Source organism: Aliiglaciecola sp. CAU 1673 (genome assembly GCF_029223185.1).
GTDB lineage: Bacteria > Pseudomonadota > Gammaproteobacteria > Enterobacterales > Alteromonadaceae > Bowmanella.
This window is the reverse complement of sequence record NZ_JARHUG010000015.1, coordinates 1-24,475: the sequence shown is the minus strand read 5'-3', so window position 1 is coordinate 24,475 and position 24,475 is coordinate 1. Positions and strand designations below refer to the sequence as shown.

Sequence of the window (24,475 nt, the reverse complement as noted above, 5' to 3'; positions counted from 1 at the left end):
AGTTACCACTGACACCCATCTACGTCCATGCAACTACTCAACGATGTTTCAGAAGGCAACGCTAACACCTGCTAGAGGGGAAGTAAAATTGCCTTCCCTGTTGGCAATGCCCAACCTGCTGCAAAGAAGCTGTATGGCTAATGCAACTTGAGTTTCGGCCGCACGGCATGGTTGATTTTTTCCACCAGGATCATCAGCATTCCCCTGAGCCAACCGTGAATCGCCACCTGATGCATACGGTACAAACTGATATACACAATGCGTGCGATACGTCCCTCAATAAACAGACTATCGCCAGTCAGATTGCCCATTAAACTACCTACGGTACTGTAACGGCTTAGGTTCACCAGTGAGCCATGATCCTTGTACTGATAAGGCTTCAGCGCTTTACCTTTGATTTCCAAATCGATATTACGCGCCACCAAACTGGCCATCTGATGGGCCGATTGCGCCCTCGGTGGCACCCAAGTGCCATCTGCCTGCAAAAAGCCACAGCAGTCGCCCAACACATAAATAGCCTGGTGGCCCTTGGCCTTCAGATTCGGTTCTACCAGAATTTGACCGAGACGATTAAGTTCGAACACCCCAAGAGCACGGATAAACTCCGGCACTTTGACGCCGGCGGCCCACACCATTAAATCGGCCTCCAGCAGTTTGCCACTTTGGGTAATCAGTCCTTGCTCACAGGCGCTACTGACTTTGGTGCTCTCCAGCACTTCCACCCCGAGCTTGGTCAGTTCCTTGCGGGCGGCATTGCTTATGCGTGGAGGGAGGGCGGGTAAGATGCTGGGACCGGCTTCTACCAACTGGATGCGCAGGCGCTTACCGCTCATTTTTTGCATCCCGTAGCGCTCTGCTAAAGCCGCCACATGGTAAAGCTCGGCGCTAAGCTCCACCCCCGTGGCGCCGCCGCCGACAATGGCAATATTGAGTTGGCGCTCATCCTGTTGCTGATTGACGCGGATAAAGGCATTGGTCAGGGCGCGGTGAAAGCGCGCGGCTTGCTTGGCTGAATCGAGAAAATAGCAGTGTTTAGCCACACCCGGCGTACCAAAATCATTACTCTGACTGCCGATGGCCAGCACCAATATGTCATAAGCCAACTGCCGCTGTGGCAGGAGTTCCTGTCCCTCATCATCCAGCATGGGCGCCAGCAATACCTGGCGCCTGGCCTCGTCCAAGCCTATAAACTCACCGTGTTGAAAGTGATAGTGGTGCAGAGCCCCATGGGCGCTGTAAATCACTGCATCGGTGCTGGTATCCAGCGAGCCGCTGGCGACCTCATGTAAAAGCGGTTTCCATATATGGCTGGTGTTTTTATCCACCAAAGTGACCTGGGCCTTGCCGGATTTTCCATAGCGATGGCCTAAACGGGTGGCGAGTTCTAGCCCGCCGGCACCACCGCCGACGATCAGGATCTTTTTCATGTGATTAACTCCAGTATTGAAAAATCCGTCGCCTTGTCACTCGAAGCGCCTTTTGTTGATTTTGGTTATTGGTCGTTTCGATAGCGTTAATGTTATTCATCATAAGGGTAATCCATGGCAAAACCCATGGCGGATAAGGGGCATATTTTCTCAGTCTCGCATTAGTTAAATTAATGTTAAATCTGACCGGGCGCAGGATGGCGTGGGCTTCTATACTGGCTGTTACATAGCTTGTTGGAGCCAATTCTGGTGACAGCTTCGCATCAACCCACCCGCCACTGTGTGGCTTGTGGCGCCGAGATACCGGTAACCGCGGCCATCTGCCGCTATTGTCACAGCGAGCAGTCGCCGGGGTTAGGTAAGCGTGTGGCGACCTGGCTGAAATGGATAGGTGGCGCAGTTACGGTGCTGTCGTTACTGGTAGGGGCCTGGACATTGTCCGGTCTCTATCTGGATTGGCAGGAACGCAACGCAGCGGTCAACGAGTTACAGCAGGCTGCTGACTGGTTGCAAGAGGCCAAAGATTATCCCAGAGCCTGGCGATTATATGATCAGGCCTTAGCGCTAAACCCCAGCGCAGCGGGGATTCGCAACAAGCAATTTGAAATGGCACGCATTTGGGTGCGGGATTTCCAGTTGCCGGAGCACGAGGCAGACAAACTCAGTAATCAACTGGTTGAAGTGCTGTACCGTGGGTTACCGGCGCTGGATATCCACGAGCAAGCCACCACTTTGGCCCACATTGCCAGATTGGGACAAATCCGGCGCTTGAACCAGATTGCCGAGCAGATGGATATCGCTGCCGTATATCAGCGTGCCCTGTCCCTGGATAAAGACAATGTTTTTGCCAATGCCTTCTATGGGGCCTGGTTATTGGAACAACGTAGTCTTAGTGTTGAGGCTATTGAAAACGGTGCTAACCATCTACGCAAGGCTCTTGGGAAAAGTGATGATAGTTATCTCAGGGAATTACAACTCTGGCGCTTGACCCTGGCCGTTGAAAGGGGGAACCATGCCGTTCGCGAAGCGGCCATCAAGGCGCTGATCCCGGCGTTGTGGCAGGCCAGGGAGGCCGGTTTTGTGGCTTCTGAAGATTTGCGTTATCGGGTGCTGGAGAAATATGGCGATAACCTGCGTTTTAGCCTGTTGGAGGCCGCACTTTCTGCTATCGGTGCCAAACAGCATCTGCAACTATTGGATTGGCTAAGTGAGGGGCTGAGCGGCAGCGGCAGCTATGGCGATCGTTTAAGCGCCCGCAATCAATTCCTGCGGGCAAGAATGCTGGAAGCGGCCGAAGAGCCAGGCAAAGCGGCTGAAATTTACCAGGCGCTTTTAAGCATTGAATTGGGCGGTGCCACATCTCGCTTTGCCAAGCGCGTAGATGAGGGGCTCTATCGCACAACCGGGCAATGGCCTGCCCGCGCCTTGGCCAGAAATTATCGTGACGACCCGCTACCAGAGCACGACCTTTGGGATTTTCATCTGGATACCCTGGCCCATTTTGATCCCACTATTATTCCAGAAAATCTGGAGCAGGCTTTGGCGTTCTTTAACGCGGCTTTTAAGAGCAAAGAAGCGGTCGCCACCAGCCAATTAAATGCACTATTGGCGATAATGCCAGAGGCGATTGCCCGTATGGAGGAAGATATTGCCATTGGCGATGAGCGCGAGCGAACCGACTCCTATACCAGTGGCTTTAGCGCCCTGGATCATACCAATGCGCGCTACAACAAATCGCAACTGATTTTGCTGTGGGCCAGGGCCCATTATGCTGCCAAACACTGGGATCCTGCCGCGGCCTTGTTAAAGGATGAACTTCGCCATAGTGAGGGTTATCAGCGGGCCTGGTTTGATGGTGGCTGGGAGGCTGTCCGCGCCGAGTTGCACTTTGTTCTGGCCAAGACGCTGACGCAAAGGGCCAAACAGACGAACAGTGCCGAGGATCGCCGCAACGCCATCATGCATTTGCAAGCGGCGACCCAAACCCCGCTGTTTAAACGGTTCGCTTCCTGGGAAGTAATAAAAGGGTCTGATTTCAGTGCCTTACGGGCAGAGCCCGCGTATCAGGATCTGGTCCGGGGGCATTAGCGCGTTTATAACAGCTTGCGAAAATATACCGCCGATTCCTCAAAACCAATGGCCTTGTAGAAAGCTGCCGCCCTGCGGGTGGCCAGGGCAATCAGTTTGTAGTCATGGCTTTTGGCCCACTCTTCAAAGGCATCCATCAGTTTTCTGCCCACGCCGGTTTTGCGATAGGCTTCCTGCACAAAGATTTCCTCCAGCCAACTGCTGCGGCCATTAGCAAAAAACGTCAAGTGCTGGTGGCCCAGGCAATAGCCTACAATTTCCTCTTCCAGTTCAGCCACCAGGATAATGGAGGCGTCGCTCTCCAGCAGATGGACATAAGCCTTGGTAAACGCCGCTTGCTCAACTGCAAAGGTAGTGGCTGCGGCTTGGGCGTGGGGCAGCAGGGCTTTTAGATCTTCTGGGGTGGCTTTTCTTATTTTCAATTTTTAACGTTAGCAGGTGCCGCACCTGTCAGTTTAGTGGCGAGAATCTTCTGATACTATCTGGTAGGTTTTTACCACGGCGCTAAATGCCTGGCCAGCATGATTTTTCTTGCCTTCAGCCATTTAAAGAGTTCTCGAACTGGGTGAGGTATTGGAAACGTTGGGCCGGGCTAAAGCCCAGCCCAATGTTTAGTGACTCCAGACAGCGTATTCATTACCACTGGGATCGCTGAAGTGGAAGCGGCGGCCACCGGGGAAGCTGAAGATGGGTTTAATCACTTTTCCGCCCGCCTTTTCCACCTTGGTTTGGGTGGTGCTTAGGTCCTCACTGTACATCACCATTAACACACTGCCTTTATCGGTGCAGGCGCTGACACCGGCTTTGTAAAAACCACCGGGCATGCCGCCATTGGTAAAACAGGTGTATTCGGGGCCATAGTCGGTGAATTCCCAGCCAAACACCTGGCTAAAAAACGCTTTGGTACCCGGAAGATCCCTGGCAGGTAATTCTAAGTAACTGATTTTATGATGTTGGTTCAATGTCTTCTCCTTGGGTTAACCTGTGTTGTAAGCTGTGGAACTGAGAAAGTTAAATCTCGCGCATAAGCTCGGCAATTTCCTGTTCCATGACCTTGGCGGCTTGCTTACGGGCCACTTCCATAAAGGGCGAACTGGGCTCCCATACTTCTTCCGCCACTTCCAGGTTGCGTTTAAATTTTTTCTCGATGTCTTTGAAGGCTTCAATCATTTGTAGCTTATTCATGGGGCGTCCTTAAGTGCAAGTAGGTGGAGATATTTAGTCTAGCCCATGGACAATGGTGCAGGCTTTGTAACGGCATTTTGAGTCATGGAAGTATTCTCTATTGGCATCGCTAAACATTGAATTAGTCCCACTAGAGTTGCGAAATACTATCCCAGCGCTATGGTCGGGATAAAAGAGAAGGAGTCATTATGTTGATATTTAGAAAAGTCTTTTTTGCCGTTTTGCTGGCCCTGCTTTGTACCCAGAGTGTTGCCGCTGCAAAACAAAGTGCACTAAAAGTACATCGCCATGTTTCTGAGCAGACCTGGTCGGTCAACTCTTACCTGATTGAGTCGGAAAAGGGATTGCTGTTGATCGACGGTCAAATGCTTAATTCTGACGCAAAGCTACTGGCCGCACAGATAAAAAGCCTGAAAAAACCATTGCTGGCGGCGATTATCACCCACGCTCATTCAGACCACTTTGCCGGGTTTTCTGAACTGCGCCGTCAGCTAGGTGAATTTCCGTTGTATAGCATTGCGTCGGTGGTGCAAGGCATCGAGCCTTTTCACAATCAATTTCTGACCAGCTACAAGCCCATGTATGGTGATGATCTAGAATCTACCTGGATAACGCCGCAGGTACTGGAAAGTGGCAAGGTGCTAAATATCGGCGATATCGAGTTTCTGCCAGTGGATCTCGGCGCCGGAGAGGCCGAAGCGCAACTGGTGTTGTATTTTCCAGCGCAGCGTTGGCTGTTTACTGGCGATGCCACCATGCACCGCAGTTTTTACTATGTGGGCGAAGGTCATTCAGCAGAGGCGCTATTGGCCTTTGAGCGTCTGAAAAAGGAATTCCCTGAGGCGCAAACCCTGTATGCAGGTCATGGCGATCCTGCCCGTTTAAATATTGTTGATCAGCATATTGCTCAGGTGCGTTTGCTACGGGAAACAGTATCAGCGGCAATGAGTATGCCTGGCAATTTGGATGACAAAGGGCAATTAACCCGCGAAGCGCTCACCAAGGTAGTGGATGACATTCTCGCCGCTTACCCTTACTTCTACGACTATGGCTTGGATGCGCGTATGCTGATGAGTTGGAATGTGCTTGGGCTGGTCAAAGAGCTTGGCTCAACGCTGGCGATGACAAGCGAATAACCCAATGCGCCATTAAAAAAGCCGGCGTCGCCGGCTTTTTGTTTTTATGTACGCTTAGAATCTGGCTGAAGTACGAAAATGTTGTCTGGCGCGGGGTTTTAGCAGATAGAACACCAGTCCACCGACAAAGCCGGCCAGCCCCTGACAGGCAATGCCCATGGCACTGCGCGCACCAGCTAATAGGGTGATATCCATAATGGGTTGCAAACTCAGTTGAATCACCAGCAATGCGGTAAAACCGGCGACACCATACAGCCAACCTGGCAGGCTACGGTAATGCTTGCGTAAAAAGCCGGTCAGGGTAAAGGCGATAAGCAAGCCAATTGCTACCAGGCTGCCATAAGTGGGCAATAATCCCAGCCAATCCTCTACGGTCATGCGCAGCCAGTCGGCAGAGGGAATTTGCACCTGAATTTCGGTAAGACGAGTAAGCACAAACTGGCTATGGGCCACGCTGGCGAGGGTAAAACTGGCAAAAAAGGCCGCCGCGAAGCGCCACAGGAGTCCGTACTTCGATTGCATAAACTGGGGGATATTATAATTTGCGCCCATGATTGCATAGTCGGCCCCACCAACACAATCAAAGCTTTGTTTTCTCAGTAAAATGGGCGCTAATGGGCGTAATGTAATGCAGTTTGCAATAGCAAATTGGCACCTTTTTCGATGTCCTGCCAATGAGTCCATTCATCCGGTGCATGACTAACCCCGCCGACGCTTGGCACAAAGATCATGCCGGTGGGGGTAACTTGCGCCATATACTGAGCGTCGTGACCGGCACCGCTAGGCATTACCACATGCTCCAGTTCAAGCTTTTTGGCCTGATTACAAAAAGCTTTGACAACCTGATCAGACATGGCCTGTGGTTCCAGCCAACTCATTTGTTCAAATTCGAACATCAGATTGTGTTTACGGGCAATGGAAGAGAGTACCTTGCGACAGGCGTCGGCCAGGTTGCGCATGATTTGTGGATCGGTATCCCGACCGACCAGGGTAAATTCGGCCTCACCCGGCACGGTGTGAGCATAGCCGGGCTTGAGTTCCACCTTACCTACTGTTAAACGGCTTTTGTCGGTGCCTTCTTCGCTGATAATGCGCGGAATCTCATGGGCAAAGTCGGCCAGCCCCATAAAGGCGTCGCTACGCATATCCATGGGCGCGGTACCGGCGTGATTAGCCTTGCCAATCAGGCGCACCAGCCATTTGTAAACACCGGAGATGGCTTCTACCACGCCAATAGGCTTACCGATGCGCTCAAGTACCGGTCCTTGTTCAATATGCAGTTCCAAAAAGGCATGAAAATGTTTGGGGTCGACCCGGGCATTAAGGGCATCAATGGCATTCAGACCGCACTTTTCCATTTCATCTTTAAGGAGCTTGTGACTGGCATCATGGGCTTTCTCCAGCCAGTCAGGGGTGAGTTGTCCGGTAATGGCTTGCACCCCCATCATGCCGCCAAAACGACCTTCCTCTTCGGCAAAGGCGTAGATTTCGAATGGAAACTTCAGATCCAGTTTGAGATCTCGTGCCACCCGCATGCATTCAAGGCCAGCCAGCACGCCCAAGGTACCATCAAACATACCGCCACAGGGGACCGAGTCGATATGCGAACCCATGGCCACCACAGGTCCGTCCCAATCCGGATATAAACTGCCAATCACATTGCCGGCGCTATCCAGGGCCGCCGAAAATCCCTCCTTTTCCAGCTTGTCCATAAGCCAGCGCCTGGCCTGCATATCGGCCTCGCTAAAGCCGGGGCGGTTGATCCCTTTACTGATGGGGTCGTAGCCAATGTGGGCCAGTTCCAGCAGGTCGTTTTGTAATCTGGACAATTCGATGTGTACTTGGGGCATGGGGCCTCCGCGCGCGTTTTTGTCTATGGGATGTACAGATGTTAGCATGTATATAAGCCACTCACAGGAGAGGTGCCATGGTAGGTACTCTTTGTAGGGCCTTGATGTTATTGCTCTTTTGCTTCGCCCAAGGGGGAGCAGCAGAGCAAGTGCAGTCACAGGAAGGTTACTTCGTGCTGCACTTTGAAGAGTATGAAGGTCGTTATGACACATTGCAGATCATCTCCCTCGATGATGCTGCAAAGACGGTTCGCGTTGACGTCACAGGTCAACGTCAAGCTACCCTTTCGGGCTTTGCCGATGGTCACTACCAGGCAAGGCTTCTGTCCCGTGATCCCGCTGATCCGCCAAGACTGTTGGCAGAAATTGAAGTAAGCCACCATTCCCTCGAACAGGCGCTGGCGCTGTTTTTTATTGGCCTGCTGGCATTTTTATTCCTGCTGACCTTGCTACTGGTCTTCCAACGGCGGGAGCAAAACCATGCTTGAGGCACAGTTAGACGCCTCTGTAGCCATGTTTATTTTGCTTGGCTTTGGGCTTTTGTGGGTCGCATTTGGTTGGTTTTTGGGACGCAATAACCGCAGCATCGACGACTTTGCCCTGGCCGGGCGTAATGTGGGATTGGCTTTTGCCACCGCTACGGCTATGGCCACCTGGATCACCAGCAATACCACCCTGGTGGCGCCGCAACTGACTTATCAGTTTGGGGTGTGGGGGATGGTCGGTTACAGCATGGCGGCGTTGGGATTGTTGTTGTTTGCGCCCATGGCGGCGCGTATTAAAGCACTGATGCCCCATGGTTTTACCAGCGGTGATTTTATCCGCACCCGCTACGGCAAAAGCGCTTGGTGGGTGTTTATGCTGATTTCTCTGTGTTATGCCATTGGCTGGTTGGTGAGCCTGGGCATGGCCGGTGGCATTTTGCTCTCATCCTTAAGTGATTTGGATTATCACACCGGCATGAGCGCCATTTTACTGATATGTGTGCTCTACACCTTGCTGGGGGGGCTCAAAGCGGTGATCGCCACGGATTTTGTGCAATCCTTGCTGATCCTGGCCGGGGTGCTGATTATTGCCTGGGTCTGTATCGATACGGTAGGTATTTCCGAAATTCACAGCAAGGTCAGTGAGTGGCAACCGGAATTGCTCAATCTGGCCTTTCCCGCCGCTATTATGTTTTTGTTTAATAACATCTTTTTTGGCATTGGTGAGATATTTCATTCCAATGTCTGGTGGTCGCGCGCCTTTGCCTTCAAAGCTGGTATTGGACGCCGGGCCTATTTTACCGCCGGCCTGCTGTGGCTGCCTATTCCTATTGTCACCGGCTTTATTGCTCTGTCGGCGATGAGTCTGGGCATTGTGCCACCGAGTGCGGATATGGTGGGGCCGCTGGTGGCGGCCAAATTGCTGGGCAGTATCGGTGCGGTATTTGTGTTTGTAGTGGTGTTTTCGGCTTTGGCATCAAGCATGGACTCGCTACTGGCGGCCACTTCCGACTTATTAACCCAGGACGGTTACAAGCGTTTGCTCAGACCCAAAGCCGCCAGCGACGAACTACTCAAAGCCAACAAGTGGATTGTGGTGGGGCTGGGAGTGGTGACCTGGTTGTTGTGCTTGCCCAAGATGGCGACTTTGGGGGCGCTACTCAATTTCACCGGCGCCTTTGTGGCGTCCACCATTTTTCCCATCGTGTTTGGGCTTTATCACCCTGGTTTAACCGGGCGTTTCGCCGCAGCGGCCATGGCACTTGGGACCCTGTGCAGTCTTATCCTGTATTTTTCAATTGGCTTTTATGTGGCCGCCATCAGTTCTTGTCTTGTGTCTTTTGCTGTCTGCTTGCTGGGACTATGGCTGAAGCCTGGGCGCTTCGACTGGCGCTTGTTTAAGGAGGCCAAAGATGTATCTCAGTGAATCTCTACTCGCCTTACTGGTGTGGATAGCTCTTATCGGAACTGCCCTGGCGCCGCTGGTGCTGCTGTTATTTTATGCCCTTGACCTTAAGGATAAATCTTTATGGTAGATCCCAATCTTGAACGCGTGATCCAGTTTGATCGTAGTCGCCCCGATGTGCACGGTGATGCTCATCCTAAAAAATTGCTTCGGGCCATTGTCGAAGACGGCGACCATCTGACTAGGCTCTCCGATCAGCATATTTACTCGGCTGATCAGTTTGACCGCAACACCCTGCTGCAACTGTTTCGTCTGGCTGCTAAATACGAAGCCAACCCCGATCGTTTTAGCTCTTCTTTGAATGGGCAGATCCTGATCTCGGCCTTTTATGAGCCCAGTACCCGCACCCGCTTGTCCTTCGAGAGTGCCTGGCACCGTTTGGGGGGGGACATCATGTCGATTACTGACCGTTCCACCACTGGTATCGCCAAAGGGGAGTCGCTGCGTGATGTGGCCGAAATGTTCAATAACTACGGTGATTGCGTAGTGCTGCGTGACTCTAAAGAAGTCTCTGTCCGGGAAATGATGAGCAGCCTGCGTATTCCCATTATTAATGCTGGCAACGGCACCGATGAACATCCCACCCAGGCGCTTGCCGATCTGTACACCATATTTAAATGGCGGCCTTCCCTGGTGGAAGAAACACCGCCACAGCCGTTGGATATCTGCATTGTCGGCTTGCCGGCGAAAATGCGCACCGTGCGCAGCCTGCTCAAACTGCTGTGTGTGTTTCCGCAGTGCTTCAGCCGGGTCACCATCATCAACGACAAAAATGCCGAAGAGATGTTCAGTGAGGGGCAACTGGCACAAATGGAGGAAGCAGGTCTAAACGTCAGGACCTGTGACGACCTCTATGAAGTGCTGCCGCAAGCGGATGTGGTCTACATCAATGCCATTTCCTGGGAGGGCGATACCTTTAAACAATATGGCAAGCGATATGGCCTGGACCAGGATTCGCCGCTGAAGGCCGATGCCATCATCCTGCATCCCCTGGCCAGGGGCGAGGAACTGAGTACCAGCTTGGATAACACATCCCACAACTGGTATTTCTCGCAAGCCCGGGGCGCGGTGTTCCTGCGGATGGCGCTGTTAACCTGTCTGGTCAGACGCGCAGAGCGGGTGTTGGATGTGATTTGACTTAGGGTAAGGAGTGATGAGTGAGGGGCGAGGGCCCCTCGTCGCAGCTTTAAACTGAATAGGAGTTATTATGTGTGGAATAGCCGGTATCTTTGCCAGTCGTAAACAGAATGACATTGACTCGCAAGTCCTGGTCAATATGGCCGCCATCATGCACCACCGGGGACCTGATAATTACGGGTATTGCAATCCTGCCGGGGTCGGTATGGGCATGAGCCATGCCCGGCTATCGATTATCGACCTGAATGAAAGCCGTGGCCGGCAGCCGTTTTTTATGCATGGCGGACAGCTTATCTTCGCCCACAACGGCGAGTTTTATGATTACCAACGTATTCGTGCCGAGTTAACTGCGCAGGGCGAGCATTTCGAGACCAAATCCGATTCAGAAATCGTGCCCCATCTTTACCTGCGCTTAGGCATGCAAAAAACCTTACCCCATTTGCGCGGTGAATTTGCCTTTGCCTTGTATGACGAGGCAAAGGACAGCCTCTACCTGGTGCGAGACCGCTTTGGTATCAAGCCTTTGTACTGGACGCAAACCGATGACCATATTGTATTCGGATCTGAAGTCAAAACCGTACTCGCCCATCCGCAGGTACAGGCCGAGTTTGATAACAAAGGACTGTTCCATCAACTGATTCAGGTGATGGTGCCGGGCACCACCGCCTTTAAGGGCATACATCAGGTCGAACCTGGCCATATGCTTAAGATCACCCGTCATCAGGGGCGCTTTAAAATAGAAACCCATAAATACTGGGATATGGATTTCCCCTTGCCCGAAGCGCGCCCACGTCATGACGATGAATACTACGTAGAGGGGGTACGCAGAGAACTGTTGGAAGCAGTGCAACTGCGCCTCAATGCGGATGTGCCGGTAGGCTGTTATCTTTCCGGCGGTATCGATTCCTGTTCAATTTTGGGCCTGGCTTCCTCAGCTTCCCAGTTTCCCATTCGCGCCTTCACCATCGGTTTCGACCATGACGAATACGATGAAGCGACCATTGCCACCGAAATGGCCAGGGCCACTGGTGCCGAGCAGGATATCCTAAAACTCAATGCTGACCTGCTTTACGATAATTTCGCCCGTACCTTGTGGCATACCGAGCGCACTATCTATAACACGCTGGCGGTGGCCAAGCTGATGATGAGTCAGCATGTCACCCACAACCAATACAAAGTCGTGTTAACCGGTGAGGGCTCCGATGAGCTATTTGCCGGCTATCCGGCTTTCAGAAAAGACATGTTCCTGCATGGTATGGAAGGTTTGGACAGTGCTCAGGCGGCAGAGTGGCAGCGCACCCTGGCGGATTCCAACAAGCTGTTCCAAGGTGCCATGCTGCCCAAAGATGAATATGTCTCCGATGCCATCAATGCCAAGGTCGGATTCACCCCAAGCTGTTTGCAGCCCTGGTTGGGCTGTTCGGAATTAGCCAGGCAATTGCTGCACCCGGATATTCGCGATGAATTAGCGGAATATGAGCCAGGAACTGCGATTGCTGCAAAGTTGGATGATAGCTATTTAGAGGGGCGCCACCCGTTGGATAAAGCCCAGTATGTGTGGATAAAAACCATGCTCGAAGGACAGATCCTGACTTGGGGCGGAGACAGGGTCGATATGGCCAATTCCATGGAGGCTCGTCCGCCCTTCCTGGATCATCACTTAGCCGAGTTTGCCGCCACCATTCCACCTCAGCTTCGCATCAAAGGGAGTAAAGAAAAACACGTGCTGCGAGAGGCCATGAAAGGACTCTTGCCGACGGTGTTATATGAACGTCAGAAGTTTGCCTTTATGGCGCCGCCTGCCCATACCGACGATAAAAAGTGGAAAAAACTCAAAGGCTTATTTGAGAAGTATGCCTCGCCATCTGCTCTGGCCAAAACGGGTCTGGTGGACAGCGATTTTGTGCAAACGCTGATGGCCCGTCAGGAGAGTGAGAGCACACCGGCAGCCGACAAAGTGCAGATCGATGCCCTGCTTAACCATGTATTGGGTGTGATGATGCTGCACCGTCACTTTGTCGAGCAGGATATCCCCGCGCTTGCTCATGAGCGTGCTCAGGCTTTGGGCTGGGTGGTCTGATGTAGATCCGTAGTGGATAGTGCAACGTACTGAAATACGGAAATTTTTTAAGAGTCGTTGCATACTGAGGAAGTGATCTATGGCGACAAGGAGACAATCTGTGATGAAAAGGCTGATTGGGTTGATCGGCGCACTGTGCCTGAGTCTGCCAGGTATGGCGCAAACACCCATGCCGGATTATCAAGTCAGGGAAGTGATTAGTGGCCTCCATTTCCCCTGGGCGGTGGTTATCTTGTCTGAGGGCCGTTTTCTGGTGTCGGAAAAATCGGGACAGCTACGCATCGTTGAAGACGGGCAGATTTCCGCGCCGATTCAAGGGGTACCTGAGGTCTTTTTTAAAAGCCAGGGCGGATTGATGGATGTGGTGCTGCATCCGGATTATGCCGAAAATGGTTGGCTGTACCTAACCTATGCCCATGGCCAGGAAAACGGGAATCAATTGCGTTTGATGCGTGCCAAGCTCAAAGACAACAAGTTGATAGAACAACAAGTGTTATTCAGTGCAGAGCCTTTAAAAGCCACGCCGGTGCATTATGGCGGGCGGCTGGCGTTTTTGCAGGATAACAGCCTGGTACTGAGCAGCGGCGATGGCTTTGACTACCGGGAGCAGGCGCAAGTGCCATCCAATCATCTGGGGAAAATGATCAGGCTGATGGATGATGGCAGTCTACCTACTGACAACCCTGCTATTGAAGGTGGAGCCACAGGCCTTTATAGCCTGGGTCATCGTAATCCACAGGGACTGGCCTTCGATCCGGTCCGCAAGCAACTGTTTGCCAATGAACATGGCCCTAAAGGCGGTGATGAGATCAACCTCATCGAGGCTGGAAAAAATTACGGCTGGCCGGTGATCACCTACGGTAAGGACTATTCCGGCGCGCAAATCAGCCCTTTTACGGAGTATCCTGGTATGCAGCAGCCGCTGGTGGATTGGACGCCCTCTATCGCTCCATCGGCGCTGGTGGTTTATCGTGGTGCTATGTTTTCCGAGTTAACAGGGGATTTGCTTTCCACCACCCTAAAAAGCCAGGAAGTACGCAGGGTGGTGCTGGACAAGGGCAGGGTGACTGCACAAGAGAGTCTGTTTACGGAGTTGGCGACCCGGCTCAGAGATATTGAAGTGGGGCCAAGAGGTGAGATCTATCTTTTGAGTGATGATGGCCGGTTGTTCGCGATAACCCGTCACTAGAAACAACAAGGGCGCCATTTGGCGCCCTTTATGCAATTAATCTGATGATTAGTTGCAAGCGTCTTTCAGAGCTTTACCGGCTTTGAATGAAGGCACTTTGGAGGCTGCGATTTGGATCACGGCGCCGGTTTGTGGGTTGCGGCCAGTGCGGGCAGCACGCTCAGAAATTTTGAATGTGCCGAAGCCCAGGATGGTAACTTCTTCGCCTTTAGACAGGGCTTCAGTAACGGCGCCAGTCATGGCATCGATAACGCGGCCAGCAGTGGCTTTGGAGATGTCGGCGCGCTCGGCCATTTGATTGATCAGATCAGTCTTGTTCATGGATGCTTCCTTTGGTTTTCTCGTTTAGTTTGGTTCTGTCGTTGTCGGTCAGCCGAAATACGCTACCCCAGACCTACAACAAAGGCGATGGTGGCGTGGTATATGAATGCTAAGGCCGGTACCTGATTCCATACATATACTGCCTCTATCCCTTTATTGTTTCCACTATTGTCTTTGATTCTGACGAAATTCTTGCCAGAAATGAGGCAAATGGCGTCAGATTGACCGTTAGCAGCCCGCTATGCTGCCCCAAATGGGTGACAAATTCATGAATCCATTAGCGAAATTTCAGGCTCAGGCCGCAGGCTCGCATTATATCTGCTTGCAGATCCAGATCCGCTTTGACCAGCGGTGTTTCATCTAGCCAGCCATCAGCAAATTCCAAAGACAGAGTATTCCCCTTCACCTTGGCGCTGATTTTCGGCAAAAAATTGTCCTGGCGCTTAATATTCAGCATCACGCCCAATTGCAGGATGCAGATCAGGCGCAGGATCTGCTCCTGTTTATATAGGGAAAAATCCGTCAACTCCGCGTTTTTGATCTTCTTGCGATGAAAACGCACCAGACTGGCCAGCAGGTTTTGCTGCTCCTGGTTAAAGCCTGGCAGTTCAGCGTTTTGCAGAATATAGCCGGAATGGCGCTGCACGCCGCGGGAGTTAATTTGCAGACCCACCTCATGCAACAGTGCGGCCCAGCCTAACAGACTGTGCAATTCGTCATGTTTAATGTCCCAGTCTTCTGCCACCTGATGGTAAATTTGCAGGGTGGTATGTAACACCCGTTTGGCATGATCGGTATCCACATCGTATCGTATGGCCAGGCTTTCGGCGGTGCGTTCGCGAATATCCTGATGTTGCAGGCGCTCTTCCATCTCATAGATAACGCCTTCACGCAGGGCGGCCTGGGAGAACTCCATCTCTTTGATTTCCAGACTGTCGAAACAGGCGCTGAGGATCGCCAAGCCGGCGGCGAAGACGGGCACCCTGTCTTCGCTAAGACCATTGATATTGAGCTTGTTGATATGCTCTGCCTTGCAGCACATCTCAATCATCTTCTGCAGTTCGCTGCGGGTAAAGGTACCGGGCTTGAGGTTGGAATTGATTTCCTGAGCGAGGCCGGCAATGGTTTTGATTGTGCCGGAGGTGCCTATACACACATCCCAGCCCAGTTGCCGGTATTTTTTGTCGATCATTTCCATTTCTTGACGCGCGGCGGTAATGGCCTTGTTAAAGGCCTTGTTCTTTAATTCGCCACTGGCAAAGAAACGCTGGGTAAAACTTACACAACCCATCTGTAAGCTGCGCAACAACTCGGGTTTGAAGCCGGTACCAATAATAAATTCTGTGCTGCCACCACCGATGTCGATGACCAGACGTTTACCCGCATTTTCGGTGGTGTGTGCAACACCTTGGTAAATCAACCGGGCTTCTTCGACACCGGCAATAATCTCTACCGGATAGGGGAGTACTCTGCGGGCGGCACGTATAAAGTCATGGGCATTTCGGGCCTTACGCAGGGTGTAGGTAGCGACAATGCGCACCGAGTCGGGATTAAAGCCACGTAAGCTGTCAGCAAGCTGCTGCAATGCTTCAATGCCTCTTTCAATGGCTTCTGCGGCGAGATTCCCTTCGCTGTCCAACCCATCGGCCAAACGCACCCGTTGTTTCACCCGAAACAATATCTGCACGCTGCCTGCTACAATTCTGGCTACTACCAAATGAAAGCTGTTGGAACCAATATCCAATGCCGCCACATGAGTGGTATCGCGGCTTTCTATCTCTGAGAAGGCTTTAGCAAGTTGGATCATGAAGCGCCTGGCTCTCTTGGCACAGTTTCCAGCGCCTTAAAGTATTCGTAGATCTCTTCCTGGGAGCGAATTTTCCGTCGGTTACCACGGCGTACATATTTGTTGGTTTGCTCCTGATCGATAACCCTGGCCTTAACGGTGTCGCGGAATTGAATGTTGAGAATATCAATCACCCGTTTCTTAAGCTTGGGATCCAGTATAGGGCAGCCTACTTCTACACGATTATCCATATTGCGGGTCATCCAATCGGCAGAGGAGATAAAGATTTTTTGATCGCCGCCGTTTTCAAACACCATGACCCGGGGGTGTTCTAAAAAGCGATCGACGATGCTGATAACATGAATGTGATCACTAAGCCCCTTGACCCCTGGTACCAAAGCACACATTCCCCGGACGATAGCCCGGATACGCACGCCCGCCTGACTGGCTTTGTAAAGATCCTCGATGAGTGACAGATCGACCAGATTGTTAATCTTCAGCAGGATCTGCGCTTTGATCCCTTCCTTGGCGTTTTGAATTTCCTGGCGGATCAGCAATTGGATCTTGGTTCTGGCATTAACAGGCGAGACCTGCAAATACTGAAACTTAAAGCGTCGGTAGGGATATTGAATGAAATCAAACACATCCACCGCTTCCTGGGCAAGATCCTGATTGCGGGTGAACAGGCTGAAGTCAGTATAGATCTTGGCGGTTTTCTCGTTGAAGTTGCCGGTGCCAAAGTGCGCATAGTGAATCAGTTGGCCTTTTTCCTCGCGGCTGATGACACACAGCTTGGCGTGGATCTTCAGGGTCGGAATGCCCAATATCACCTTAATGCCAGCATCGGTCATGGCCTTAGACCATTCAATATTAGCCTCTTCGTCAAAACGGGCCCGCAGTTCCACCACCACGGTAACCTGCTTACCGTTATTGACCGCATCGATTAGCGAGTTGATGATGCGCGAGCGGCTGGCGACCCGGTAAATATTCAGGCGAATATGTTTAACGCTGGGGTCAAAGGCGGCCTGGCGCACAAACTCGGTCAGGTGCAGGAATCGATGATAGGGATAGTAAAGCAGAATATCCTGGTGACTGATGGCATCGAAAACCGTATCAAAATCGGCAAAATCCCGGGTATTGATGGCCGGGAGTGTTGGGTTTTCCAGGTATTCGCGACCCACATTGGGGAAGCCGATAAAGTCCTTGAAGTTGCGATAGGGGCCGGAAGCGATTTGACTGTCCAATGACGAAATATGCAGCTGCTTTTGCAGGAAACGAAGCATGTCTTCCGGCATTTCCGAGTCGAAAATAAAGCGTACTGGCTCGGCAATCAGGCGCTGCTTCATGCTTTCGGACATTTTCTCCACATAACTTTCATCAATTTCATCGTTTATGGAGTATTCCGCATCCCGGGTCATCTTAAAGGAATAGGCTTCCAGGCGATCGAAGTCGAGAAAGCCTTTAAAAATGCTGTCCAGGCACAGGCCAATAATGTCATCGAGCAGCACAATATGCTTCTTCTTACGGCTTTTTTCCGGCGGGATCAGCACAAAGCGGCTGGTGTACTCGGTAGGGACTTCGAGCACAGCATATTGAGTGGCTTTGCCTTCTTTGTGGATGCCAACGAAAAGATAGGTTGCGGCGTCATTTAAACGCTCTACCAGGTTGACCTTGCTGGTGATCAGAATTGGGGCGATATAACGCAACAGCTTATTCTGGAAGTAAGCTTTGGCCCATTGCGTCTGGTAGCTGTCCAATTCGTCTTTGGATATCAAATGGATATTGTAGCGGGCCAAACGAGTCACCACATCGGCATGGACACGCTCAAACTCAGTGGTCATCAGCCTAACCCTGGCCTGGATCTTATCCATCAGCGCTTTGGTCTGTTCCGCCGCTTCGATATTTTTATCGTTCAGATGGATATAGATCTGACGTTTTACATCTGCCACCCGCACCCGATAGAACTCATCCATGTTATTGGAGTAGATCCCCAAAAAACGGATGCGTTCAATGATCGGATTGCGCCTGTCGGCGGCTTCCTGCAATACGCGCTGGTTAAAGGCCAACCAGCTTAATTCTTTCGGGTAATAGGGCGTGGTATAGGTGCTCATGAGATACTTAGCAAGGGGCGTATTAGCGCCGGATTTTAGCAAATTAGGTTCCGCATACTGGATGAAGCTTTTGTGACAGAAGCAGGCTGACCCTAGGGCCTAACCCCTGCGGGTTCAACCCTGAGGGCTCAGCCCTGCCATTCTACATCCACCACCATATCGTTGGCGATCTGCTCCAGCGCCTGACGCAGTGGGTCCAAATCGAATTTATCAGGAAACTCGATCTGCACACTGGCCTTAAATAACTGACCACCCCAATTAGGAGCCGGCTCACAGCTGGAACTGAACTTAAGAATATTGATATTGAATTTGTGCAACACCGAAGTGAGTTCCTGCACTATCCCCGGTTTATCGTTGCCCATTATCTCGAGTGCGGCCTTGTGGGTCTGACTGGCCCCCTGAGTATCGCCTTGTACCAGGCGAATATTCAGCTCCGGCATGGCATCCAGCTGATTGAGCAGTGGCTGGATATTGTCTTCGGGTAACTGTACTTCCACAAAGCCAGTGAAGTGTCCGCCCATATGGGCAAAGTTACTGGCCAGCCAGTTGCCATCTTGTTTTCTGACGGTTCGGGAAATGGCTTCCATAATGCCGGGCTTGTCTTTGCCTAGCAGGGTAAAGATCACGGACTTCATTGATTCTCCTAGCCTAACGTCACCACTGTTACCAAAAACTATAATCTACCTGGCTTGCGGGGGCGATAAATTTATTGTCTGTGTTCAACGGCTTAGTAAGTGAATCAGGGCACTAGGATTTGTCCGGTATGGCCTTTACAATGGCGACCGGCACAGATTACAGGGCTTTTGGGTGGTTTCAGCACAAGACAGACTCTTGCACAAGCGCCGCTTGCGACGGGACCGCGTTGCCTCTCGCGTGATCACGGTGGGCGGCCTCACGGTGCTGGTGACACTGGGGCTGCTGATCTGGCACTTACTCTATGTGACCACGCCCTTACTCTTTACTCCCTCCCTGTCTTTCGTCAAGCAATGGTCGGTGCCAGATAACAATAGCGTCATGCTGATGGAGGACTTACAGCTTGGTCGGGCCATGCTCTTTGCCGATGACAACTGTCGTTTGTCCCTGTATCAAAAAGAAGAAAAAGGCAGCGCATTACAGGCCTTAAAAACCTTGCCGCTGGACTGTCAGGGAAGCTTCAAAACATTGTATTTTGACGGTGGTCGCTATCTGTTCCAACTGTCCAAGGAGGGACTGGTGCGGGTAGAGAGGCTGTCTAGAAACGGTGACCAGTTTTACAAAGAACAACTGGCGTCGTTCTATGCGGTAAGTGCCGAAGAGTCCCGTCCGGCATTGGATTGGCAAGTGTCCTTGTCCGGCGATTGGGTGGTGGTCGCAATTAAGTATGCGCAAGGCTGGAACCTTGTCTGGGTATCCCGTGAAAACCCCTTGGATATCCGCAGGCAATCCATCAACCACCAGGGTGATGTCGTGCTGTTACCGGCTTTGCAAACCGCGTTGTTCAGTCAGGGTAAGGAACTGTTGTTTGTGGGCAAGACGTATCGCCATTCCCTTACCCTGGCCGACGACGTAAGCCGTATACTGGCTTTCCCCGGGGACAAGGCGGTATTGGTGGGGCACCAAAATGGCATGGTGGAAAAGTGGTCGGTGCAAAATCAGGACGGTCACTTTGTTTATCATCCTATCTACCACCTCAACCAGAAATTTCAGCTCAAGGCGCTTCAGTCGGCGCAGGGCAATGATTTAGGGGTGGTGCTGGGAGAACAGGGCGAACTGCTACTGTTTTTGGGCACCACCGGGGAGATCCTTCGTAGCAGCAAAGTCGGCATAGACAGCCAGGATATTTGGTTAACTGAAAATCGTCTGTATGTCTGGAATGACAAGCTTATCCAACAATGGAATGTGGATAACGCCAGTTCTATCGTCAGTTTTGATAGCCTGTGGAAACCGGTATGGTATGAGGGATATCCGAGCGCAGACTATGTGTGGCAATCCACCGCCGCCGAGGATTTAAGTCAGGCCAAGTACAGTCTGGTCCCCCTATTTATCGGCAGTTTTAAAGCCGCTATCTTTGCCTTGTGTATCGCCATTCCTGTGGCCGTGGGTGGCGCAGTTTATACCGCTTATTTTATGCCGCAGGCAGTGCGTAACTGGGTTAAGCCCAGTATAGAACTGTTGGAAGCTATTCCTTCAGTGGTGATTGGTTTTATTGCAGCTATCTGGTTGATTCCCTTGGTGGCCGATCATCTGGTTGGGATTGTGTTGTTTGTGCTGTTGTTGCCACCAACTCTGGTGCTGGCCGCGTTGTTGCAGCAGCCTATCGCACGAGCGTTGAGCCTGAAATGGAAATCCGGCTGGGAACTGTTGTTACTGGCTCCCATGTTGCTGCTATTGATATGGTTGTCTTCAGAACTGGGGATGGTCTTGACGGAACTTTGGTGGCCGCAAGGATTCCCGTTTGAAGATGATGCCCATTACAGCAGCAAGAATGCGTTGGTGGTGTCGCTGGCACTGGGATTAGCGATTGCGCCCAGTATCTATGCTCTGGCCGAAGATGCCATTTTTGAAGTGCCTGCGCACCTTAGCCAGGCCTCTTTTGCCCTTGGCGCCACTCGCACCCAAACCTTACGTCGTGTGGTGCTGGTGGCTGCTTATCCCGGTATTTTCTCTTCGATTATGCTGGGATTGTCACGGGCCTTTGGCGAAACCATGATTGTGTTGATGATTACCGGCAATACTCCAGTGGCAGACTGGGACATCTTTGCCGGCATGCGTACGTTGACTGCCAATATCGCTATTGAATTGCCAGAATCGGAAGTCAGCAGTATCCATTATCGGGTGCTTTTTTTGACGGCCTTACTGCTCTTTGCTTTTACCTTTTTTATCAATACCTTAGCGGAGCTTATCCGGGGGCGTTTACGGAAGCATTATCAAAGTGTCTGAGTCCAGCCGTTTCAGGGGATTACGCGAGGGGTTACCGGTAGTATCCAGTGCTGCGGTGGTTGCTGTGATGCTGTTGGCCCTGCTGGGCATGGTTGGCATTATGCTGATAAAAGGAATGACCCATTTTTGGCCTTCTCAGATCTATGAACTCAAATACGATCAGCACGGACAACAAAACACTTTGTTTGCGACCTTGCTGTCGGAAGATTTCACTATAGTGCGGGGACAAAGCCGTTGGTTATTTAATCAGGCTTCGCTGTATCAGTTTAGTGACCAACAGCATTTGATCGAAGAGCGCAGCATTGTCTCCTTACAGCCTTTGCCTGCGCTTGCCGACATTCAGCTTCGTAACGGCAACCGACTCTTTGCCGAGTTACAGAGTATTGTTAATGGCGATGAGGAAATCGCTGAGCCCGAGATTGCGCAGGTGCGTCACCTTGTTGAACAAAAAGTGCTGAAACTACAGACGTTAGAGAGTGGGCGCCTGGCCACTATCCATCTGCGTCTTAACGAGCTGAATTTGCGGGGTGTAGAGGAAGATGCGCCGGCAAAGCTGCGGCTGCAGGAAGAGTTTACCAAAACCATGAGCGATATCGGTGCTTTACAACAGGAGTTGGCCCGTTATCGCATGGTATTGCGCTTTGCAAATGGAGAGCGCTACGAGCTGCCGCTGGCGCAAGTGGAGGAATACTATCAGCCTAATCAGTTCGATTTCTGGCAAGAGTTGGGCTGGTGTTTGGGCGCCATGTGGGATTTTGTCAGTGAAAAACCCAAACGGGCCAACAGTGCCGGTGGAGTGTTTCCTGCTCTGTTTGGTACGGTGGTCATGGTGCTGATGATGACGCTGTTGGTGACGCCGCTGGGCGTGATGGCGGCGATTTACCTCAACGAGTACGCCCCTGACAACTGGCTGACGTCCTTCATCCGGGTTGGGGTGAATAACCTGGCTGGGGTACCCTCTATCGTATACGGCGTATTCGGTCTCGGATTCTTGGTCTACCAGGTGGGCGGCAGCATCGATGCCTTATTTTTCAGTGAGCATTTACCGGCGCCGACTTTTGGTGCCCCAGGCATTTTCTGGGCATCGGTGACCATGGCCATGCTCACCTTGCCGGTAGTGATAGTAGCTACCGAAGAAGGATTACGCCGGGTGCCCAACTCCCTTCGCCAGGGCAGTTATGCCCTGGGGGCTACCAAATATGAGACGTTGTGGCGCACGGTGATCCCCATGGCCAGTCCGGGTATTATGACCGGTGTGATCCTGGCCATTGCCCGGGGCGCAGGTGAAGTGGCGCCGTTGTTACTGGTGGGCGCGGTTAAATTTGCACCCAGCTTGCCGATTGATGGAGAATTTCCATTCCTGCATCTGGACAGGCAGTTTATGCACTTAGGGGTGCTTATTTATGATGGCGCTTTTCATAGCAACAATATTGGCCATGGCTCGTCGATGATGTTTGCCTCCTGCTTGTTGTTATTGTTGGTGGTCTTGCTGTTGAATATCAGCGCCATTTGGGTACGGGCCCGCCTGCGGCGGTTGTATCAAAACCTGCTGCGTTAGCGAAACGGGGTAACGGATGTTTGAGTATTTTGATCTGTCTAAGCCGGAAGTCGATCTGGATAATCTTAGTGCCGACGATGTGGCCATTGAGGTGGACAATCTGACCCTGTATTTCGACCAGAAGCGCGCTTTACACGATATCAAGATGCGCATACCCAGGCGCCAAATTACCTCTGTGATCGGTCCCAGCGGTTGTGGCAAATCGACCTTGCTGGGCTGCTTCAATCGTCTCAACGATCTGATCCCCAGTTGCCGCATCGAAGGCCAGGTGCTGATGAACGGGCGTAATATCTATCACCGTAAAGAGGATGTGGCGGCCCTTCGCTCCAAGGTCGGCATGGTATTTCAAAAACCTAATCCCTTTCCCATGTCGGTGTATGACAACCTGGTGTATGGGTTAAGAGTACAGGGCGTAAAGGACAGGCGCACATTGGATAATGCGGCTGAGCAGGCCCTTCGCGATGTGGCCCTGTGGCGTGAAGTAAAAGACCGTTTGTTCGATTCGGCACTAACCCTTTCCAGCGGTCAGCAGCAACGTTTGGTGATCGCTCGTGCCATTGCCCTGCAACCGGAAATTTTATTGCTGGATGAGCCCACATCGGCCTTGGATCCCATTTCCACCCTGACCATCGAAGAGCTGATCACTCAACTCAAGCAGAAGTACACTGTACTGGTGGTAACCCATAATATGCAGCAAGCCGCCCGGGTATCGGACTTCACCGCCTTTTTACACAACGGCCATCTGATTGAATACTCAGATACCAACCGCCTGTTTACCCGGCCCAAGGAGCAGCAAACCGAGGAATACATCACCGGCCGATTTGGGTAAATGGCGTCTCGAGGCGAGCGAGGGCTCGCAGCTCGACTAGCCATTTACGGGAGGCCCCGGACGGCCGATCTGGGCGATACCCCAAGGATGGGGGACAGCTCAAACCTCAACCATGACCGTTATGCCAGTGGCATTATGCAGCCCGATTTACAGAGCCATTCTGCCAGGTAATAAAAACTAAATGTTCTTTAATAATATATTGATATTAAAGTTATTTAATGTGTTCTCTCTTGGGTTTTAGATTCGGAAAAGTCACAACAATCTACCCTGAAAAATAAGAAAACATCTATTCTCATTTATCTGAACACACCACAGATGTTAGCGTTAAGGCAACAACCCGGTACTCATCGTACAGAGCGCTTATGTGGCAACAAAGAAAAATCCAACTTAAAGCCCGTCCAAGAGGATTTCACCTGATCAGCGAGGAAGTGATCAGTCAATTGCCTGAGTTGAGGAATATTCGAATAGGCATGTTGAATCTCTTCATTCAGCACACCTCGGCATCCCTTACTATCAATGAGAACGCCGATCCTACGGTGCGGCGGGATTTTGAAAGTCACTTCAATGTTCTGGTGCCGGAAAACGCGGCCTACTACCAGCATACCTTTGAAGGCAGCGATGATATGCCGGCCCATCTAAAAAGCAGTCTGCTGGGCGCAAGTTTGATGATCCCCATCAGTGATGGTCAGTTGGCGCTGGGTACCTGGCAAGGGGTCTATCTATGTGAGCATCGCAATCAAGGCGGGGTAAGAACCCTGGTGGCGACCATAATGGGGGAATCATACTCAGATCGAAAATAAAAAAGGCGCCTAAAAGGCGCCTCAGACTGTTGAAAAAGGCCTGGACGCAGATCCAGGCCTTTGATCTAATGAGCATAGTGAACAACATGGATTCACCATGCTTAGAGAC

22 protein-coding genes are annotated in these 24,475 nt (G+C 51.7%); 12 read left to right on the top strand and 10 right to left on the bottom strand.

Annotated features, from left to right (window positions below; genetic code table 11):
• Positions 1-137: 137 nt before the first annotated feature.
• On the bottom strand, positions 138-1,427 hold the full coding sequence (locus tag P2G88_RS14415) for an NAD(P)/FAD-dependent oxidoreductase (RefSeq protein WP_275797150.1): 1,290 nt from the start codon (positions 1,425-1,427) through the stop codon (positions 138-140).
• A 249-nt stretch (positions 1,428-1,676) separates the two neighbouring features.
• Between P2G88_RS14415 and P2G88_RS14410 the strand changes: the two genes are divergently transcribed.
• Entirely contained in the window at positions 1,677-3,515 is a 1,839-nt protein-coding gene (locus P2G88_RS14410; protein ID WP_275797148.1) for a hypothetical protein, read from the top strand.
• Positions 3,516-3,520: 5 nt separating this feature from the next.
• Here P2G88_RS14410 and P2G88_RS14405 read toward each other — a convergent pair whose 3' ends face one another.
• The 3 genes from P2G88_RS14405 to P2G88_RS14395 all read right to left on the bottom strand — a co-directional run bounded on the left by P2G88_RS14405 (position 3,521) and on the right by P2G88_RS14395 (position 4,700).
• Complete coding sequence (locus P2G88_RS14405) at positions 3,521-3,937, bottom strand: GNAT family N-acetyltransferase (protein WP_275797146.1); 417 nt, start codon at positions 3,935-3,937, stop codon at positions 3,521-3,523.
• A 189-nt stretch (positions 3,938-4,126) separates the two neighbouring features.
• A complete protein-coding gene (locus P2G88_RS14400) occupies positions 4,127-4,477 on the bottom strand; it encodes a VOC family protein (protein ID WP_275797144.1) in 351 nt (116 codons plus the stop codon).
• 49 nt (positions 4,478-4,526) lie between these two features.
• Positions 4,527-4,700, bottom strand: a complete 174-nt coding sequence (locus P2G88_RS14395; RefSeq protein WP_275797142.1) for a hypothetical protein — start codon at positions 4,698-4,700, stop codon at positions 4,527-4,529.
• A gap of 188 nt (positions 4,701-4,888) precedes the next feature.
• On the opposite strand from P2G88_RS14395, the gene P2G88_RS14390 reads away from it, so the two are divergent.
• Complete coding sequence (locus P2G88_RS14390; RefSeq protein ID WP_275797140.1) at positions 4,889-5,836, top strand: MBL fold metallo-hydrolase; 948 nt, start codon at positions 4,889-4,891, stop codon at positions 5,834-5,836.
• A 54-nt stretch (positions 5,837-5,890) separates the two neighbouring features.
• Here the strand turns inward: P2G88_RS14390 and P2G88_RS14385 are convergent, their stop codons facing one another.
• The gene (locus tag P2G88_RS14385; protein WP_275797138.1) at positions 5,891-6,388 is read right to left on the bottom strand and encodes a hypothetical protein; all 498 of its coding nucleotides are present in this window, start codon (positions 6,386-6,388) and stop codon (positions 5,891-5,893) included.
• Positions 6,389-6,447: 59 nt separating this feature from the next.
• A complete protein-coding gene (locus P2G88_RS14380) occupies positions 6,448-7,686 on the bottom strand; it encodes a Zn-dependent hydrolase (protein ID WP_275797136.1) in 1,239 nt (412 codons plus the stop codon).
• A 77-nt stretch (positions 7,687-7,763) separates the two neighbouring features.
• Between P2G88_RS14380 and P2G88_RS14375 the strand changes: the two genes are divergently transcribed.
• The 6 genes from P2G88_RS14375 (at position 7,764) to P2G88_RS14350 (ending at position 14,042) form a co-directional block, all read left to right on the top strand.
• Positions 7,764-8,174: a hypothetical protein gene (locus tag P2G88_RS14375; protein WP_275797134.1), complete on the top strand. Its 411-nt coding sequence runs from the start codon at positions 7,764-7,766 to the stop codon at positions 8,172-8,174.
• Positions 8,167-9,597 (top strand): sodium:solute symporter family protein, encoded by a 1,431-nt coding sequence (locus P2G88_RS14370; protein WP_275797132.1) that lies wholly within the window; start codon positions 8,167-8,169, stop codon positions 9,595-9,597. The genes P2G88_RS14375 and P2G88_RS14370 overlap by 8 nt, the downstream gene beginning before the upstream one ends.
• On the top strand, positions 9,584-9,706 hold the full coding sequence (locus P2G88_RS14365) for a hypothetical protein (RefSeq protein WP_275797131.1): 123 nt from the start codon (positions 9,584-9,586) through the stop codon (positions 9,704-9,706). Before P2G88_RS14370 ends, P2G88_RS14365 begins: the two co-directional genes overlap by 14 nt.
• Positions 9,700-10,773: an aspartate carbamoyltransferase gene (locus P2G88_RS14360; protein WP_275797129.1), complete on the top strand. Its 1,074-nt coding sequence runs from the start codon at positions 9,700-9,702 to the stop codon at positions 10,771-10,773. The genes P2G88_RS14365 and P2G88_RS14360 overlap by 7 nt, the downstream gene beginning before the upstream one ends.
• A gap of 70 nt (positions 10,774-10,843) precedes the next feature.
• Entirely contained in the window at positions 10,844-12,853 is a 2,010-nt protein-coding gene (gene asnB, locus P2G88_RS14355) for an asparagine synthase (glutamine-hydrolyzing) (RefSeq protein ID WP_275797127.1), read from the top strand.
• 103 nt (positions 12,854-12,956) lie between these two features.
• The gene (locus P2G88_RS14350) at positions 12,957-14,042 is read left to right on the top strand and encodes a PQQ-dependent sugar dehydrogenase (protein ID WP_275797125.1); all 1,086 of its coding nucleotides are present in this window, start codon (positions 12,957-12,959) and stop codon (positions 14,040-14,042) included.
• Between the two features lie 48 nt (positions 14,043-14,090).
• Here P2G88_RS14350 and P2G88_RS14345 read toward each other — a convergent pair whose 3' ends face one another.
• The 4 genes from P2G88_RS14345 to P2G88_RS14330 form a co-directional block, all read right to left on the bottom strand.
• Entirely contained in the window at positions 14,091-14,363 is a 273-nt protein-coding gene (locus tag P2G88_RS14345; protein WP_275797123.1) for an HU family DNA-binding protein, read from the bottom strand.
• A gap of 277 nt (positions 14,364-14,640) precedes the next feature.
• Positions 14,641-16,170, bottom strand: coding sequence for an exopolyphosphatase (gene ppx, locus P2G88_RS14340; protein WP_275797121.1), 1,530 nt, complete (start codon positions 16,168-16,170; stop codon positions 14,641-14,643).
• Entirely contained in the window at positions 16,167-18,260 is a 2,094-nt protein-coding gene (gene ppk1 / locus P2G88_RS14335; RefSeq protein WP_275797119.1) for a polyphosphate kinase 1, read from the bottom strand. The genes ppx and ppk1 overlap by 4 nt, the downstream gene beginning before the upstream one ends.
• Positions 18,261-18,388: 128 nt before the next feature.
• Positions 18,389-18,895 carry an ACT domain-containing protein gene (locus P2G88_RS14330; protein WP_275797117.1) on the bottom strand — a complete coding sequence of 169 codons (507 nt, stop codon included), beginning with the start codon at positions 18,893-18,895 and terminating at the stop codon, positions 18,389-18,391.
• Between the two features lie 172 nt (positions 18,896-19,067).
• Here P2G88_RS14330 and P2G88_RS14325 point away from each other — a divergent pair, with 172 nt between their 5' ends.
• From P2G88_RS14325 to P2G88_RS14310, 4 genes are all read left to right on the top strand, one after another.
• Positions 19,068-21,179, top strand: coding sequence for an ABC transporter permease subunit (locus P2G88_RS14325; protein WP_275797115.1), 2,112 nt, complete (start codon positions 19,068-19,070; stop codon positions 21,177-21,179).
• Positions 21,172-22,737 (top strand): phosphate ABC transporter permease PstA, encoded by a 1,566-nt coding sequence (pstA, locus tag P2G88_RS14320; RefSeq protein WP_275797113.1) that lies wholly within the window; start codon positions 21,172-21,174, stop codon positions 22,735-22,737. Before P2G88_RS14325 ends, pstA begins: the two co-directional genes overlap by 8 nt.
• Positions 22,738-22,753: 16 nt before the next feature.
• A complete protein-coding gene (gene pstB, locus P2G88_RS14315) occupies positions 22,754-23,566 on the top strand; it encodes a phosphate ABC transporter ATP-binding protein PstB (protein ID WP_275797111.1) in 813 nt (270 codons plus the stop codon).
• 362 nt (positions 23,567-23,928) lie between these two features.
• Entirely contained in the window at positions 23,929-24,366 is a 438-nt protein-coding gene (locus tag P2G88_RS14310) for a secondary thiamine-phosphate synthase enzyme YjbQ (RefSeq protein ID WP_275797109.1), read from the top strand.
• Positions 24,367-24,475 lie beyond the last annotated feature (109 nt).

Excerpts from the sequence above, each read along its gene's own strand:
- P2G88_RS14395 (WP_275797142.1), bottom strand. The coding sequence starts at position 4,700 with ATGAATAAGCTACAAATGATTGAAGCCTTCAAAGACATCGAGAAAAAA.
- pstB (WP_275797111.1), top strand. The coding sequence starts at position 22,754 with ATGTTTGAGTATTTTGATCTGTCTAAGCCGGAAGTCGATCTGGATAAT.
- P2G88_RS14370 (WP_275797132.1), top strand. The coding sequence starts at position 8,167 with ATGCTTGAGGCACAGTTAGACGCCTCTGTAGCCATGTTTATTTTGCTT.
- P2G88_RS14360 (WP_275797129.1), top strand. The coding sequence starts at position 9,700 with ATGGTAGATCCCAATCTTGAACGCGTGATCCAGTTTGATCGTAGTCGC.
- ppx (WP_275797121.1), bottom strand. The coding sequence starts at position 16,170 with ATGATCCAACTTGCTAAAGCCTTCTCAGAGATAGAAAGCCGCGATACC.
- P2G88_RS14415 (WP_275797150.1), bottom strand. The coding sequence starts at position 1,427 with ATGAAAAAGATCCTGATCGTCGGCGGTGGTGCCGGCGGGCTAGAACTC.
- P2G88_RS14365 (WP_275797131.1), top strand. The coding sequence starts at position 9,584 with ATGTATCTCAGTGAATCTCTACTCGCCTTACTGGTGTGGATAGCTCTT.
- P2G88_RS14345 (WP_275797123.1), bottom strand. The coding sequence starts at position 14,363 with ATGAACAAGACTGATCTGATCAATCAAATGGCCGAGCGCGCCGACATC.
- P2G88_RS14385 (WP_275797138.1), bottom strand. The coding sequence starts at position 6,388 with ATGGGCGCAAATTATAATATCCCCCAGTTTATGCAATCGAAGTACGGA.
- P2G88_RS14310 (WP_275797109.1), top strand. The coding sequence starts at position 23,929 with ATGTGGCAACAAAGAAAAATCCAACTTAAAGCCCGTCCAAGAGGATTT.
- ppk1 (WP_275797119.1), bottom strand. The coding sequence starts at position 18,260 with ATGAGCACCTATACCACGCCCTATTACCCGAAAGAATTAAGCTGGTTG.
- P2G88_RS14350 (WP_275797125.1), top strand. The coding sequence starts at position 12,957 with ATGAAAAGGCTGATTGGGTTGATCGGCGCACTGTGCCTGAGTCTGCCA.
- P2G88_RS14375 (WP_275797134.1), top strand. The coding sequence starts at position 7,764 with ATGGTAGGTACTCTTTGTAGGGCCTTGATGTTATTGCTCTTTTGCTTC.
- asnB (WP_275797127.1), top strand. The coding sequence starts at position 10,844 with ATGTGTGGAATAGCCGGTATCTTTGCCAGTCGTAAACAGAATGACATT.
- P2G88_RS14380 (WP_275797136.1), bottom strand. The coding sequence starts at position 7,686 with ATGCCCCAAGTACACATCGAATTGTCCAGATTACAAAACGACCTGCTG.
- P2G88_RS14330 (WP_275797117.1), bottom strand. The coding sequence starts at position 18,895 with ATGAAGTCCGTGATCTTTACCCTGCTAGGCAAAGACAAGCCCGGCATT.
- P2G88_RS14390 (WP_275797140.1), top strand. The coding sequence starts at position 4,889 with ATGTTGATATTTAGAAAAGTCTTTTTTGCCGTTTTGCTGGCCCTGCTT.